General features: G+C 63.3%; 15 protein-coding genes. 4 read left to right on the top strand and 11 right to left on the bottom strand.

Translation table 11 applies throughout. The annotated features are described in order from the left end of the window. Positions 1–114: 114 nt before the first annotated feature. Positions 115–1500 (top strand): PLP-dependent aminotransferase family protein, encoded by a 1386-nt coding sequence (locus ACREXZ_RS23530; RefSeq protein ID WP_431766517.1) that lies wholly within the window; start codon positions 115–117, stop codon positions 1498–1500. Positions 1501–1556: 56 nt separating this feature from the next. On the opposite strand, the gene ACREXZ_RS23535 is transcribed toward ACREXZ_RS23530, so the two are convergent. The 3 genes from ACREXZ_RS23535 to ACREXZ_RS23545 form a co-directional block, all read right to left on the bottom strand. Continuing rightward, entirely contained in the window at positions 1557–2255 is a 699-nt protein-coding gene (locus tag ACREXZ_RS23535) for a dienelactone hydrolase family protein (RefSeq protein ID WP_431766518.1), read from the bottom strand. Positions 2256–2414: 159 nt separating this feature from the next. After that, positions 2415–3281: a cytochrome c oxidase assembly protein gene (locus tag ACREXZ_RS23540; protein WP_431766519.1), complete on the bottom strand. Its 867-nt coding sequence runs from the start codon at positions 3279–3281 to the stop codon at positions 2415–2417. Between the two features lie 105 nt (positions 3282–3386). Next, complete coding sequence (locus ACREXZ_RS23545) at positions 3387–4067, bottom strand: GntR family transcriptional regulator (RefSeq protein ID WP_431766520.1); 681 nt, start codon at positions 4065–4067, stop codon at positions 3387–3389. A 199-nt stretch (positions 4068–4266) separates the two neighbouring features. Here ACREXZ_RS23545 and ACREXZ_RS23550 point away from each other — a divergent pair, with 199 nt between their 5' ends. The 3 genes from ACREXZ_RS23550 to ACREXZ_RS23560 are packed head-to-tail and all read left to right on the top strand — an operon-like array spanning position 4267 to position 7752. Next, entirely contained in the window at positions 4267–5679 is a 1413-nt protein-coding gene (locus tag ACREXZ_RS23550; protein ID WP_431766521.1) for an MFS transporter, read from the top strand. Next, the gene (locus ACREXZ_RS23555) at positions 5676–7031 is read left to right on the top strand and encodes an MmgE/PrpD family protein (RefSeq protein ID WP_431766522.1); all 1356 of its coding nucleotides are present in this window, start codon (positions 5676–5678) and stop codon (positions 7029–7031) included. The genes ACREXZ_RS23550 and ACREXZ_RS23555 overlap by 4 nt, the downstream gene beginning before the upstream one ends. Continuing rightward, positions 7024–7752, top strand: a complete 729-nt coding sequence (locus ACREXZ_RS23560; protein ID WP_431766523.1) for an MmgE/PrpD family protein — start codon at positions 7024–7026, stop codon at positions 7750–7752. Before ACREXZ_RS23555 ends, ACREXZ_RS23560 begins: the two co-directional genes overlap by 8 nt. 19 nt (positions 7753–7771) lie before the next feature. Here ACREXZ_RS23560 and ACREXZ_RS23565 read toward each other — a convergent pair whose 3' ends face one another. The 8 genes from ACREXZ_RS23565 to ACREXZ_RS23600 form a co-directional block, all read right to left on the bottom strand. Continuing rightward, positions 7772–8155 (bottom strand): hypothetical protein, encoded by a 384-nt coding sequence (locus tag ACREXZ_RS23565; RefSeq protein ID WP_431766524.1) that lies wholly within the window; start codon positions 8153–8155, stop codon positions 7772–7774. A 762-nt stretch (positions 8156–8917) separates the two neighbouring features. After that, entirely contained in the window at positions 8918–9712 is a 795-nt protein-coding gene (locus ACREXZ_RS23570; protein WP_431766525.1) for a DNA adenine methylase, read from the bottom strand. Positions 9713–9846: 134 nt separating this feature from the next. Next, on the bottom strand, positions 9847–10155 hold the full coding sequence (locus ACREXZ_RS23575; protein WP_431766526.1) for a hypothetical protein: 309 nt from the start codon (positions 10153–10155) through the stop codon (positions 9847–9849). A gap of 139 nt (positions 10156–10294) precedes the next feature. Then, complete coding sequence (locus tag ACREXZ_RS23580) at positions 10295–10852, bottom strand: hypothetical protein (RefSeq protein WP_431766527.1); 558 nt, start codon at positions 10850–10852, stop codon at positions 10295–10297. A gap of 8 nt (positions 10853–10860) precedes the next feature. After that, positions 10861–12273, bottom strand: a complete 1413-nt coding sequence (locus ACREXZ_RS23585; protein ID WP_431766528.1) for a hypothetical protein — start codon at positions 12271–12273, stop codon at positions 10861–10863. 77 nt (positions 12274–12350) lie between these two features. After that, the gene (locus ACREXZ_RS23590) at positions 12351–13022 is read right to left on the bottom strand and encodes a phage tail protein I (protein ID WP_431766529.1); all 672 of its coding nucleotides are present in this window, start codon (positions 13020–13022) and stop codon (positions 12351–12353) included. Next, positions 13015–14187 (bottom strand): baseplate assembly protein, encoded by a 1173-nt coding sequence (locus ACREXZ_RS23595; protein ID WP_431766530.1) that lies wholly within the window; start codon positions 14185–14187, stop codon positions 13015–13017. The genes ACREXZ_RS23590 and ACREXZ_RS23595 overlap by 8 nt, the downstream gene beginning before the upstream one ends. Next, positions 14184–14609: a GPW/gp25 family protein gene (locus ACREXZ_RS23600; protein ID WP_431766531.1), complete on the bottom strand. Its 426-nt coding sequence runs from the start codon at positions 14607–14609 to the stop codon at positions 14184–14186. Before ACREXZ_RS23600 ends, ACREXZ_RS23595 begins: the two co-directional genes overlap by 4 nt. Positions 14610–14651 lie beyond the last annotated feature (42 nt).

The following is a 14651-nucleotide window of genomic DNA, read 5'->3' on the forward strand; positions in this document are numbered from 1 at the left end:
TGTCTATGGATGCACGAATAATAGGCATGCTGTACCCATTGAAAAGGCACAGTTGAGCCTGACAGCACGAGTGCTGTACCCCGGACAATTCCTTCACCTTGCGGAGCAGAAACGATGAATCTGCATGCCAAAGCCAGTCGGTCCGGCTCGATGGCGGACAATCTCGCCAGACAGATCGAAGAAGGCGTGCTGCCTGCGGGTTCGAAATTGCCGTCGATCAGGGAATATGCTGATGCGTCGGGCTGTTCGAAAAACACCGTCATCAGCGCGTTCGAAATGCTGACCGCGAATGGTCTGATCGAACCGCGGCGCGGCTCGGGTTTCTTCGTCGTGCGGCGCGTGCCGGCGGCAAGCGAAGTCGACGAATCGACGTCGCTCGATCGCGCGATGGACATCGTCTGGCTGATGCGCGAGCAGTTGCAGGTCAAGCCCGACGTGCTCAACCTGGGCGAAGGCTTTCCGCCAGTCGAATGGCTGGAAGAAACGCGCCTCGACCAGTACCACCAGCGCGTCGTGCGCACGGGCGTCGCATCGCTGTTCCGGTATGGCAGCCGCTTCGGCTATCTGCCGCTGCGGCAGTCGCTGCAACAGAAACTCGCGGGCTACGAGATCGACGCACCCACGTCGCAGATCGTGCTGACGAACGGCGCGAATCAGGCAATGGACATGGTCCTGCGCTACTTCGTGCGTGCCGGCGATACCGTGCTCGTCGACGATCCGGGTTATTACCCGCTATTCGGCAAACTGCGGTTGAGCGGCGCGAACATCGTCGGTGTGCCGCGCGAGGTGGATGGTCCGGACATCGCGCGTCTCGAGGAGCACATCGTCGCGCATCGGCCGAGGCTGTTCTTCACGCAGTCGGTCGGCCACAACCCGACGGCAACCGACACCAGCGCCGCAAAAGCGCACCGCATCCTGCAACTGGCCGAGGCATACGATCTGATGATTGTCGAGGACGATGCGCTCGCCGATCTGCGGCCACGCTCGCTCACGCGCATCGCCACACTCGATCAGCTGCGTCGCACGATCTATATCGGCAGTTTTTCGAAGTCGGTGTCCGCTGCATTGCGTGTGGGATTTCTCGCCTGCGAGGCGGCGCTCGCGAGTGATCTGGCCGACGTCAAGATGCTCACGCATGTGAGCAGTTCCGAATACTGCGAACGCACGCTCGATGCGATCGTCAGCGATGGACATTTTCTGCGCCACACGAATCATCTGCAGGAAAAGCTTCGGCGTGCGACCGGCGTCGCGCTGAATTCGCTGATGAAGCTGGGCGCGACGGTCTACAAGGAAAGCGAACAGAGTCTTTATCTGTGGGCCGCGCTGCCCGGATGGAGCGATTCGACGAAGCTCGCGAAGGCATTGATGGAGCACGGCGTGATTCTGGCGCCCGGCGCGGTGTTCTCGCCCAAGTCGGAGCAGCCGTCTCCGTGGTGCCGCTTTAACGTGGCGTATCTTGCGGACAAGCGGTTTGCACGCGCGCTGAATGCGCTGGCGTGAGCCGCGAAGCCGTTGCGCGAATGAACAGATAAACCCCACCCATTCGCGCGCGGGGATTACAGATGCTGCGACAGAAACTCGAGCGAGCGGCCATGCGCGAGCGCAGCCGCATGCTGGTTGTACATCTTCGGACGGCCCCAGCAATTGAAGCCGTGATCGGTGTTCGGGTAATCGAAGAAGGTCGCGTTGGACTTGCCCGCGAACGCTTCCTTGACGGCCGCGACGGCGGTCTGCGGAATGTGCTGGTCCTGCAGCGCGTAGTGGAACACGATCGGCATCGTCACGTCCTTCGCGACGTCGAGATACTGATCGATGCCGCCACCGTAATACGCGACGGCCGCATCCGCTTTCGTCAGTGCAGCGGCACGATACGCGAGCTGGCCGCCGAGGCAGAAGCCGACCACACCCGTCTTGCCCGTCACTTCGGGCTGCGTGCGCAGCGTCTTGATCGCGCTCGCGACGTCGTCGGCGGCTTTCACGAAATCCAGCTTCTGATAGAGGCCGAACGCCTTGCCCGAATCGGTTTCGCTGTACGTCAGGTCGACGCGCGGCTCGAGGCGCCAGAACACGTCCGGGGCGAGCACGACATAACCGGCGAGCGCGTACTGGTCGGCGACCGCGCGGATGTGTTCGTTGACGCCCCAGATTTCCTGAACCAGCACGATGCCGGGGCCGGTGCCTGCGGGCGGTAGCGACAGGTAGCCGGAGAAGGTCTTGCCGTCGTCGCTGTTGATGTCGATCCAGCGTGAGTTCATCGTGATCCTCGTCGAGTAGGGGGCTTGCGGAAGCGGCCGGCATACAAGGCATGCATGCATTACGCCGGCCAGGCGATCAAAACTGTCCGCGATAGTCGCATATCCGCGTGGCACGCGTATGGAAGCGCACGCGGGTGACAGCGTGCCGTAAGAGAGCCGCTACTTCTGCAACGCGGCGGGCCGCGGGCGCTTCTGCACACGCCGCGGTTTCGGCGGCACGCGCGGTGGCAGTGTGGACAGACGCATCATGTGACGCAGCGCGATCATCGCGCCGATCGCCTCGATGACGCCGGCCGGCACCCACATGATCAACCCGCCGAGACTCTGGTCGAGCGCGGGCGGCAGCGACGTGAACGCGCGGCCGCACAGCGTGAAGATCGGATAGAGATCCTGCGACGAGAACGTGATGATCGCGCCGACGAGAATCTGCGGCGTCATCGTGATCACCGGCGACAGCACGCGCAGACCGGGCCGCGTGCGGCTCGGCGGACTCGGCCGGTGGTCGAGCAGCATCCACCAGTACAGCAGGCCGCTTACCGCGACCGACCAGTTCATGAACGTATAGATGCGCCAGTCGAGCATCGCGACGAACTGCACCGGCGGAATCAGCCAGAACACCACTGACACGACGAACGCCGCCGAGATGAACGTCGGGTTCAGCACGACCGCGGCGATCGCGCGCGCGGGTCCGCTGCGCTGCGCGTGGCGCAGCGTCTGGCGCCAGCGCAGCGGCAATCCGGCGCGCAGCGCGCTGCCGGGATAGGCGGACATCATCACGAGCGGGGCGAGGTGATGCAGCACGAGATGCTGCAACCGGTGCATGAAGAACTGGTGTTCCGCGTAGTAGTCGAGCCGCGTGTGCAGCGCGATGTAGAACAGCACGAGGCCCGTCCAGAACGCGGCCTGCCGCACGGGACCGACGTGCGCGCGACGTGCGCCGCGTGCGTACAGCACGGCTGTGACGATGAAGACGATGACGAGCCCAGGCGAGGGCTCCCACGGATCGAGCAGGCGAAGCAGGAACATGACGAATCGAAAGGTGACGGTGCGGGTAATGCGGATGCGGATCCGCCGGATGTTAGCAGGGAAGCCCGTCGTGCGAAGCGCAGTCCGTCTCGCAAGACTGGCTCGTTAGACCGGCCCTTGCCATGCGGCTTCGATTGCCTTCAGCGCGCTCAGCACGATCGAACGGTTGAGCGCCGCGGCCAGTGTGCCGTCGCGTTCCTCGTACGCCTTGCAAAGCCGTTGATGATCGGCGCACGAGCGCTCGATCCGTCCCGGCAGCGATGTGCTCAAATGCCGCAGGCGATTGGTCCGCATCCGCATCGAGTCGAGTACTTCCTTGAAGATCGCGTTGCCGCAGACGCGCAGCTCCTCGTCACGGAACGCGACGTTGGCCCAGAAATAACCGTCGACATCGTGCTTTGCCGCCGCGTCGGCGAGACGCTGGTGCGCCTGCCACAGCGCGGCGATATCGGCGTCGGTGGCGCATTCGGCGATCGCGAGCGACACCTGCGCATACAGCACCGCGCGCAGGTGATATAGCTCGCGGACGGACTTCAGACTCACCGCCGACACGCGCGGCCGGCGCCTCGGCGACCAGTCGACCAAGCCTTCGCGGCTCAGCACGAACAGCGCTTCGCGCACCGGCGTGCGGCTGACCTTAAAGCGCTTCGCGAGATCGACCGAATTCAGGTCGTCGCCCGGCGCGAGCCGCCCTTCAATGATGCCGCGCGCGACCCAGTCCACGATTTCGGCGACCGGCGACGCGTCGTTTGCATCGCCATCCGCTCCTTCCTCATATCCGTCCATTTCTATCCCTTGCGGCGGGCATGTACTGCCCGGTTCCGGTCGCGGATTCTAGCAGGCGCCATATAGCCGCCCCGTGCTTCGAGTCAAACTGTCGACAGTTTAAGAGATTAATCTTGTTTAAACTCGAAAATATCGGATAGACTCTTCAAAAGTGTCGACACTAAGTCAAAGAACACCTCATTGCCACTCAGGAGACGCCATGTTTATCGAGAAGGAAATTGCCGACCCCGCCCGCACCGGCGCGAGCGTGTCGGCGCGGCTGGACCGATTACCCCCGACCCGTTATTTCCGTGGCCTCGTCGCGCGTATCGCGATCGGCGGCTGGTTCGAGTTCTATGAAATGTTCATGGCGGCCTACATCGCGCTCGGCCTGATCCACAGCGGCCTGTATCGCGCGACGACGGAAGGGCTGTTCGACGTGAACGGCTTCGCGAGCTTCCTCGGCTCGTTCTTCGCGGGGATGTTCGTCGGCACCGTCGCGCTCGGCGGCATCACCGACCGTCTCGGCCGGCGCGCGGTGTTCACCTTCGCGATGCTCGTCTATTCGGTCGCGACGTTCGCCGCAGCGTTCCAGCACGGCCCGCTTGCGATGGACTGCTGGCGCTTCGTCGCGGGTCTGGGCATCGGCGTGCAGCTGATTACCGTCGACACCTACATCTCCGAACTGACGCCGCACCACACGCGCGGCCGCTACATGGCGTTCAGCATTCTGGTGATCCTGACGTCCGTGCCCGTCGTCGCCGTGCTGTCGTACCTGCTCGTGCCGCATGTGGTGTTCGGTCTCGAAGGCTGGCGTTGGGTGATGATCATCGGCTCGGCGGGCGCGATCCTGATCTGGTTCATGCGCCGTGGACTGCCGGAGTCGCCGCGCTGGCTCGAAAGCAAAGGCCGGCATGACGAGGCGCGTGCGATCGTCGATGCGATCGAGCATCGCGTGATCACGGAAACCGGCAAGCCGCTCGAGCAACCGGTCGCGCACGCAGCCGCGCCGCAGGCTTCCGGCAACGTCTCGTTCGGCGAGATGTGGAAGGGGCCTTACCTGAAGCGCACCGTGATGCTGTCGTGCTTCAATTTCTGCCAGACCTTCGGCGTGTACGGCTTCGGTGCGTGGGTGCCGGTGCTGCTCTATACGAAGGGGATCACGCTCACGCATTCGCTGCTCTACACGATGGTGATCGCGTTCACGACGCCGCTTGGTGCAGTCGGCGCGATGCAGTGCGCGGAGCGCTTCCAGCGCAAGTGGCAACTGGTCGGCTGCGCGATTGTCGTGGCCGTCGCGGGCACGCTGTTCGGCATGGTCCGCGAACCGGTGCTGATCCTGCTGTTCGGCAGCGCCGTGACGATCGCGAACAACTGGCTGATCGGCATTTTCCACACGTATCAGGCGGAACTCTATCCGACGCGGATTCGCGCCCGCGCGGTTGGCTTCGTGTTCAGCTGGAGCCGCGTCAGTTCCATCTTCGTCGGTTTCTGGGTCGCCGCCCTGCTCAAGCATTTCGGCGTCCCGGCTGTGTTCGTGCTGATTTCATCGGCCATGTTCGTCATCGTCGTGATGGTCGGGGCTCTCGGTCCCCGTACCAACGGCATTCGTCTCGAGGAGTTGTCCCAATGAGTTCCATTGCCGCCGCGTTCGCGCACGGCCTCCATACGCTGGCGCAGCGACCCCTGTCCGCCGAGGTGGCGGCCGAGGCGCGCCGCTCCCTGATCAACGTGATCGGCACATCGATCGGCGCATCGAAACATCCGGGGGTCGACGCGATCCTCGCCGCCGCGCGCGAACTGGGCGCCGAGCCGGCCGTGCCGGTGCTGGGTCGCACCGAACTCGTCGACGTGCATTTCGCGGCACTCGCGACCGGCTTTGCCGGCCACCTCGACGATTTCGACGACACGCATCTCGCGACCGTCATCCATCCGGCCGCGTCGGTGCTTGCCGTGTTGAGCGCGCTCGCACCGTCGACGCAACCGACCGGTGCGCAGACGCTGACCGCGTTCGCACTCGGCTGCGAAGCGCAACTGCGGGTCGGCGTGTCGATCTCGCCGGAACACTACGATCGCGGCTGGCACATCACGGGCACCTGCGGCGTGATCGGCTGCGCGGTCGCGGCTTCGCTGCTGCTGGGTCTCGACGAGGCGACGCTCGCGCAGGCCGTGTCGATTGCCGCGTCGATGTTCGTCGGGCAACGCGAGGCGTTCGGCACGATGACCAAGCCGTATCACCCGGGCAAGGCGGCGGCCAACGGCATCGCGGCGGCGCGGCTCGCGCAGCAGGGACAGCGGGCGGTCGACGACGTGTTCGAAGCGTCGGGCGGCTATTCGCACTCGCTGTCGACGAAGGTCGATTTCGACCTGATGAACGGCGCGCTGGGCGAGCGCTGGGAACTGCTGGCGAACACCTACAAGCCGTACCCGTGCGGGATCGTCGCGCACCCGGCGATCGACGCGGGGCTCGCGCTGTCGACGAAGATCGACGACGCCACGTCGATCGAATCGATCACGCTGCGTTGCCATCCGTTGGTGCCGGAACTGATGGGCAATCCGCAGCCGAAGGACGGATTGCAGGCCCGCTTCAGCGCGATTCACGGTGTCGCTGCCGCGTTGTGCGACAAGCGCGTGGGCCTCGCGCAATACGAGGATGCACGCGTCGTGCAGGCGGACGTGTCGGCGGTTCGCGCGAAGACGAGGCTGGTGCCGGACGCGTCGGTGAATCGCGATGAGGTCTTCATCGAAGCGCGGCTCTCGGACGGCAGCACCGTCACGCATCACGTCGAGCATGCCCGCGGCAGCCTCGCGCGACCGCTGACCGAAACCGAACTGATGGACAAGGTGCGTTTGCTGATCGACCCGCAACTCGGCGACGGCACGACCGACCGGATTGCAGCAGCCGTGCTGGAGCTGGAATCGGCAGCCGATCCTTGCGCGCTGTTCGAACTTTGTTTCCCTTCGAAGGAATTGAATCATGCATGACACCGTTGCCCATTCCGCCGTTTCCGACGCGCTGGTGAAATTCGCTCTGGGCCGGGTGCCCGGGCAGGCCGACGCGGCGCTCGAGGCTGCGCGGCGTGCGGTCGCGCGTGCGCGCACCTTGGGCGCAGACGACGCGCACGAGGACGTCGCACGGCTGCTGCGCTCGCAAGGCTCGCCGCACGATGCGCGCGTGCAGGCGTGGACCCTCGGCGCCTTGCTGGCCGGCGACGCGCCGTCCTCGCCGGCAGCGGCCGTGGTTGCCGCGGCCGTGACGATGGGCGACCGGCTCGCCGCGACCGAAAAGCAGATTGCCGCCGCGGCCGCGATCGGTATCGAAGCGGCGGCGCGGGTGCAGCGCGCCGTCGACAGCAGCGAATATCGCGCGCGCTGGAATGTCGCGTCGTCGCTGGGCGTGCTGGGCGCGTCGCTGGCGGTCGCACGGCTGCTCGGGCTCGATGAAGACCGCACGCGGCATGCGCTCGGTGTCGCCGCGACCCAGGCCGCGGGTCTCGCGCGCAATGCGGGCGAAGCGATGGAAGCGGTCGAGATCGGCAAGGCCGCCGCCGATGCGATCGAGGCCGCGCTGATCGCGAAGCATGGCTTCACGAGTGCGCCGGCTTCGATCGATGGGCGGCGCGGGTTTGCTGCGCTGATGGCGTATCGGTTCGATGCGGGGGCGATTGTGGTTGGCGATGAGGCGGAGTGGGTGACGTCGGTTTAATCGTCGATCGTCGGCGGCGCTACCAGTCGTGAGCTTCGATGAACTCGAACACACGCTGCGCGACGATGCGGTACCCATCCGCTGTCAGATGGAGCCGATCAACTCTCAGCGAACCGGGCACGATGTCCGCTGCGCGATCGGCCTGATCGGCGGCGGACGTGTTCGCACGAGCGATCAGCGCAGCACGTATATCGATGAAGCGACCGGGAAAACGCGCGGCGAGTTGCTGGTTGAGCGCCGCGATCGTGCGGTATCGCTGGGTACCGCGGCCTTCGTCCGCGCCGTTCACGATCGATAGAACGATGAAGCGGCCGCGATCCACGCGCGCGGCCATGTTCGCGATGTTTTCAACCGTGTGGGCAGTCCCGTCCTCGTTGACGTCGTTGCGTCCGGCCCAGATCACGTTGATGTCGCCGCGGTAGTCGTCGACGATGAACGGGCTGTACCTTAATGACTGCCAGTACAGTCTTGCCGCACCGGGCCTCTCTGTCGCTGGTGGTGACGACGGGTATTTGAAACCATAGGGGTGCGGTTGAAGATGCTGCGCGCTGCGCTGGCATGCGATAGCTGACGATGGCTAGCGTGGAACCGCGGTTTTTAGACAGCGCGGATGGCAAATTCACTCCGGCAGATTGATTGATATTGGCATGGATAGGTGACGTCGTCGGAGTGATCATCGCCATGACATAAGCGTGAAATGCTTGTTCCTGCGCGAAATGTCTTTAGCCGCTCCGACCGCCCAGTCTTGCTGCAATGAAATTTGATGTTTCAGAGATCGAAGAAGGTCAAATGGTCTCTGTCGGTCACCCATCGCAAGACTTCCCAACTCTAATCGGTGCGATGCCCGGTGCCTGGATTGCCACAATCCTCGATTCAGCGACGAGACGTGTGCCACCCGGACGACGCTGAACCAGCGATGAACAGCAACGATATCGCCGGTGCCGCCTAACCCACACTTACGGAGCGAATCGATGAACCCGATTCCACAACAGTTCCTGATCTCAGGCACGGTCCTGTTCCTGCTCAGCCTGCTGATCGGCTTCGCTGAAGCGCGCTGAGATATTTCCCGGATTCAGGCTGAGATATTTCTGCGCACAAGCGCTTGCATCCCAAAGAACGCAATTACATCACGTAGAAGTGTGTGCCGGTTTTCACTCACCCGCCGCTAGAACAGCCCACCCGCCTGCGTCCCCGGTTCCCAGTTGGTGATCACCAGTTCCTGGCTTGTCGATGGGGCGCCCTGGGTGTTGTTCACGCTGTACTTGATGGACAAACCGAGCATGGAGAGCCCGTCGAACGCCCTGCGGATATCGGCGTGGTCGTTGATGCTCACCATCACTTTGCCTTTGCACGAACGCATCAATGCGGCCATCTGCTCGTAATTCCCGAACGGAAAGTCCACGCCGTAACCCTCCGTCTGCCAGTACGGGGGATCACAGTAAAAGAACGTGTGCGGCCGGTCGTAGCGCTCGATGCACTTGTCCCACGGCATGTTTTCGATATGGACGCCTGCGAGCCGGAGATGCGCGGCCGACAGGCTCTCCTCGATGCGTAGCAGGTTCACCGAAGGCGCGGTGGTTGCTGTGCCAAACGTCTGCCCGTCGACCTTGCCTCCGAACGCGTGTTGCTGCAGGTAGTAGAACCGGGCCGCACGCTGGATATCGGTGAGCGTTTCCGGGAGCGTCTGCTGGTGCCACTTGAACACCTGCCGGCTCGAAATCGCGTACTTGAATTGACGCACGAATTCTTCGAGGTGGTTTTGCACGACGCGATACAGGTTGACCAGTTCGCCGTTGATGTCGTTGATTACTTCGACGGGCGCCGGCATCGGACGCAGGAAGTAAAGCGCGGCACCGCCGCAGAACGGCTCGACATAGCATTCGTGTTGCGGAAACAGCGGAATGAGCTGATCGGCCAGACGGCGCTTACCGCCGAGCCACGGAATGATCGGAGTTGCCATAGGTGAAAGCCAGTTTCATATGTTGTACACTGGCCCGGCCTTCGCGAAGGTGGCAGGGCCTTGGCTTGTCACTGGCCGATTCAGTGTCAGGCGGCCGATGTGGGTGCTCTAACACCCATGCCGGTCGCCCTGTTTTACTTGCTGCAGTGAGGCAGCCTCACTCGCGACGTGTTCGTCAGCAGATCGGCAAGCCCATCCGGATCGAAGCGCCACGGTTCGCTGACACCGAGCGCTGCAGCGATCGCCTCCGAACAGAAGTACCGCCCTGGCTCGTTACCTACCGGGCGCAGCACGAAGCCGAATACCCCAAGCCAGTCGTACGACGCCCCCACGCGTGCAGCAAACCATGCGCGCACCGCGTCCGCGTCGCCTGGCGCTTCAACAAAATCCCAGTCTGCCGCCGGCAACCCGATCGACGCGATGCGAATGCCTGTACCGCGCAAGGCCGATGCACATTCGAACGTTCCGTCAGCGTTGGCTACGAGCACGGCCTCGACATGGCTATATGACCCGCGTAACCACCAACGGATCAGGCGATCAACGAATGCCCCACGCCCTTTGTAGAAAGCGAATTTCATCCGGTCAGCCCCAGACGATTGCCTGCACGGCCGCGATGGTGGTTGCTACCATCACTTGCGTGGCCAGCTGCTGGTTTTTCGTCTTCGTGGCGAGAATCGCGGCCATGCCGTCCTGGCCGACCTGCTGGATCTGCGTCGCAGTATGGCTGGCGAACGCCCATTGCCCACCGGCCTCGCACCAGAACACGGTTGTCCAATTTTCGGGAATACTCGGCATCAGCGAGGCGAGCACGGACGCAGACAGATTCTGCTGGTCGACGTCGTTTGCCGGATAGTTATGTGGCGAACCCAGCGCGCTCGACGTGAAACCCGCATAGATCGCTGACTGGCACGCTGTGGATAGCAACGCAATCTGTGCAGCCTGTGCCTTTGCAAGCAATGTTGCTGCCGGCGCTGAGGCAACCTGTCCGCTAGCGAGCACGCAGTCCTGCCATCTGGCGTACTGATCGGCTGTGCATGCAACCTCCCCCGTTGGTAACGGGTTCGGTGCCGATTCGGGAGAATCGTACTGAGCCGGCGAGAGAGGCGTTCCGTCGTCGTTGAAATCGATCGTGAAGTACATTCAAAGCCTCAGTTCGAAGGGGTGAACGTGTAGCCCAGGTTTATGCCGATGTTGAGCCAGCTACCGGTTGCGCCGTTGGATACAGTCGATCCACTGACGATGACTGTTTCTCCCGCAACGACTGACAGGCTCGCGAGGTTCATCATTGAAGTGGGGCAAGAGTCTGCACCTCTAGCCGAGCCAGACACGCTCCCGGTTATATTGACGGTGTTATTGACCGTGCCCGGCTGATTGGTGCCTCCCATGTTGGCGGCCTGGATGGCGAGAACAAAACCGTTCGATGGGGCGACAAACGATGCCAGGGATTTCGCAAACGTCGTCGCCGAGCCGGAGGTCGGTACACCGCTGTAGTAGACGTTCGCACTCTTGCCGTTGGTACGGCCCATTAACTGGCCTATGGTCGCTTCCTGCGAATAGAGCGAAGGCGTCGTGCCCTGTTCGAGCTTGATCCGGCGGAACGCGACGCCGCCGGCAGTGACTGTCGGTGCCGTATCGATGACCCGATGCACGACGACATGATCTGTGTTTGCAGGCGTCGTTCCAGACACCGCATAGCGTGTCCAGTTCGTTCCGTTCACCGCGATGGCCGACCCGAACCCGCCCAGTGAAACACCGGCCGAAGTGAATGCCTCCATGTAGACATACGCACGACCGACGGTAACGCCCAGGGCATAGAGGTCGGCCGATAGCGAAAGCGTCGTGTTCGGGAAAACCGGTATTGCACCCGACATGTCCTGCACGGTAGCGCCGTTAATCGCGGTCGCATTGTCCCAGAACGAGCCTTCCCCAAAATCACCTGTTAACCACTGGAAATTCGACGAAACCCATCCCACCGACCCAAACTCAGCCGATCCATTGAACAGCAGGTTCGGGTTGTTGACCGCATTGATTTTGCCGGCAGTCTGCAGCCCATCGACGGGCAGGCCGAGATTCGCCACGGCCTGTCCGCGCCACGCTGCAGGCTTCGCGTGCTGGTCGACCGTGCCCGAGACGTATTGCGGGTGTGGATCGGCAGCGGCGACGTGCGCGTTGATGCCGTTGATCACCGCATCGTTCACGAGCTGCTGCGCAGCGGCGTCGAGCGGCTGGATTACCACCGACACATTCTGCGAGGGCAACTGCGCGTAACCGACCGTGATGGTCGACGTGTACGGGACACCCGGCGTGCGCACGACCAGCGCCTGTGTCGGGTCGGTCGTACTCCATACGCCGAACACGACACCATCGCCGATCAGGCCGATCTCGGTAACGGAATACGCCGCTGCCGGATCGACGTTAAAGAGCGCACTGACCGTCAGTTGCCCCGGTGCGGGCTGCGTTGCAGAGAAGATTGGCTGCCGCTCGATCTCCGTCGTGAGCGCCTTCGCAGTGTGGTCGAGCGCCTGGGTGCCGGAACCGAGCGCGAGCGCGGTGAACTGCACATCCATGCTCTGCTGCGCAGCGTTCACGAGCGCCACGCGGCCGGCGTCGGTCAGGGTCAGCGTAATGGTTCGTTGCGTCATGCGAAGTCTGCTCCTATGGTCTGCTGTTCGGCACCGCCTGCGATCGTCGCGGCCGGTAAGGTGAAGACGATTGCGTCGGCGTCGAAAACGGCACTGATCCGGGTGCCGGCCGCGCCGCTGGCCACCAGCGTCACGCCGGTGCCGAGCGCGATCGCCGCGCTCGTGCTGGAGAGGCCGAACGCACTACGCGCGTTTTTCCAGAAATTGACGACACGGGCAATCTGCCCCCAGCGGGCAGCGTCGAGTGGTGGTGCATCGACCGGCTGGTCGAGCACGTCGGCGGTGATCGTGAAGGTGTACGGCGCGCCCTGTGGTGTGGTCGTGAACCACTCAACGATCGAGGCATTCACGCCGAGAATCGCGAGTACACGACTTACCGAATATGGCGTGCCGCGAATGCGGTGCAGCGCGATCGCTTCCTTGAGCAGCGCACGCTGCTGCGCCTCGGTCGTGGCCAGATTCCAGCCCGCATCGCCGAGCATGCGAAACTGCTCGGCAAGCGACGGCAACGCCGAGACCGGCACGGTATCGAAGTCGTATACGACGAGCGGCGTGAGATCGATCGATGAGATGCGTGCGGCCACCGCTTCGAGCGCACGGCAGCTGAGATCACGCGCGAGAGGTGGCGGTAGCAAAGTCGGATTGACGAAACCGGTCACGTCAGCCATCGGTCGTTCCCGCGATGGTGATGTTCACACCCGTGCAGTGCCCCCACTGCGATTCGTCGAGCACCTGATCGGCTGCAGGCTGGATCAGGTTGACCTTGTAGACGCCATACGCGGACGGCCCGTTGAGCACGCCGATGATCTGCTCGCGCACTATGTCGAGCCCGAGCGTTGTCTCGCGCGCCGTGACGTAGCTGCTCGCGGCCGTGTTGGCCTGGGCGAGTGCTGTGGTTCCGTCCGCGTCAGAAAGCAGCGTGAGCTGCGCCTCGATCTGATAGTCCACCTCGACAACGTCCTGCACCTGCACGAAGTCAGTGGCCGGGCGACGGTTCTTCGGATTGCAGGCGGCCAGCACCTGATCCTTGAGTGGCTGCGACGCTGGTCCCGTACTGGTGAGGACATACAGGAACACACAACCGGGCGGCACCTGATTCGCCGAGGTAAGCTGGCCGTTGACAAGCGCCAGTTGCGGATAAACCACCTTGACGTCGACAATCGCCGCGCTAACCGAGCGCGCCCAATAGATGTATGAGTCGGACGGCCCCGCCGTCGAGAAGCTCTCCGGAGCGAGCACGATACGCTCGCGATAGGGATCGTCCTCTTCGTCGTCGGTGCCGTTGGCAGTCGTGTCGACATTCTGCGCAGCCGTGATGTTCAGACCGTTGACGACGCCAATCAGGCCGTTGATCTGGCCTGCGACGAAGCCATTGCCTGCCGTGCCGGCGACGGTGCACGACGCAGTGCCCTGTGCACTCGTCGCGCCAGATGCCACGTCGATGTCAGCCGAGGTCGAAAACAAGACATCGGTGCCGACCTGCGTGCCCGCCGGTATCACGGCCGCGACGGTGGTCGAATCGAAAACGAACTGCAGCGTACAGGTCGCGGGCTGCGCCTCAATACGCGGCGTGTCGACGTTCTCGCCCAGCATGTCCAGCACGGGTGCGCGCGAATAGCGAACCAGGTTCAGCTTCGCTGCATCCTGAATTGCCTGCCGCAGCAGACCCTCGCGGTAAGCGAAGGTATTGATCAGAAGGCGTTCGAGCTGTGCTGGAAACAGGGTCTTGCCGGTCAGCCCCTCGTACATGGCCACCATGTCGGCCGTGACCTGTGCAGGGTCGCGATCGATGAAGTTTGGTTCGGGCAGCTGGTTGTCGAGCAGGCTTGTCATGAGAGCTTGCCGAACGCGAGACTGGTCACAATGGGCTGGCCGTTATAGCTAGCCACCGGTTGCCACGTCACCGGCACGAGCAGCTGGCCCATAGCCGAATACTGGGCATTGACCTTCAGCACGTTCGCACGCGGCTCCCATCGCGTAAGCGCGCGCTGCACCTCGCGCGCGATACGCGGCCGTGCGGCCGACAGTGGCCAGTCGATGTACTGGTCGAGGTTGGCGCCGAAATCGGGCCGATGCGGGTCGCTGCCGCGCGGCGTGTGCAGGATGATGTCGATGCACTGCCCGATGTCGTCGAGATCCGTCACGACCAGACCGAGGCGGTCGGCGAGCAGTCCCGACGATGCAGCCGTTGCAGCGGCCGACAGCGCGGGCTGAAAGAACTGCGAAGTGATAGTGGCGATGTTTGACGGCTGCATGTCGCCAAGTGTCGCCTCGCGCGAGGCGCGCAGCCCATTAAA

The sequence above is a fragment of the Paraburkholderia sp. genome, from assembly GCF_050742655.1.
Lineage (GTDB): Bacteria > Pseudomonadota > Gammaproteobacteria > Burkholderiales > Burkholderiaceae > Paraburkholderia.

Excerpts from the sequence above, each read along its gene's own strand:
- ACREXZ_RS23545 (WP_431766520.1), bottom strand. The coding sequence starts at position 4,067 with ATGGACGGATATGAGGAAGGAGCGGATGGCGATGCAAACGACGCGTCG.
- ACREXZ_RS23550 (WP_431766521.1), top strand. The coding sequence starts at position 4,267 with ATGTTTATCGAGAAGGAAATTGCCGACCCCGCCCGCACCGGCGCGAGC.
- ACREXZ_RS23570 (WP_431766525.1), bottom strand. The coding sequence starts at position 9,712 with ATGGCAACTCCGATCATTCCGTGGCTCGGCGGTAAGCGCCGTCTGGCC.
- ACREXZ_RS23595 (WP_431766530.1), bottom strand. The coding sequence starts at position 14,187 with ATGACAAGCCTGCTCGACAACCAGCTGCCCGAACCAAACTTCATCGAT.
- ACREXZ_RS23540 (WP_431766519.1), bottom strand. The coding sequence starts at position 3,281 with ATGTTCCTGCTTCGCCTGCTCGATCCGTGGGAGCCCTCGCCTGGGCTC.
- ACREXZ_RS23600 (WP_431766531.1), bottom strand. The coding sequence starts at position 14,609 with ATGCAGCCGTCAAACATCGCCACTATCACTTCGCAGTTCTTTCAGCCC.
- ACREXZ_RS23530 (WP_431766517.1), top strand. The coding sequence starts at position 115 with ATGAATCTGCATGCCAAAGCCAGTCGGTCCGGCTCGATGGCGGACAAT.
- ACREXZ_RS23555 (WP_431766522.1), top strand. The coding sequence starts at position 5,676 with ATGAGTTCCATTGCCGCCGCGTTCGCGCACGGCCTCCATACGCTGGCG.
- ACREXZ_RS23535 (WP_431766518.1), bottom strand. The coding sequence starts at position 2,255 with ATGAACTCACGCTGGATCGACATCAACAGCGACGACGGCAAGACCTTC.
- ACREXZ_RS23580 (WP_431766527.1), bottom strand. The coding sequence starts at position 10,852 with ATGTACTTCACGATCGATTTCAACGACGACGGAACGCCTCTCTCGCCG.
- ACREXZ_RS23560 (WP_431766523.1), top strand. The coding sequence starts at position 7,024 with ATGCATGACACCGTTGCCCATTCCGCCGTTTCCGACGCGCTGGTGAAA.
- ACREXZ_RS23590 (WP_431766529.1), bottom strand. The coding sequence starts at position 13,022 with ATGGCTGACGTGACCGGTTTCGTCAATCCGACTTTGCTACCGCCACCT.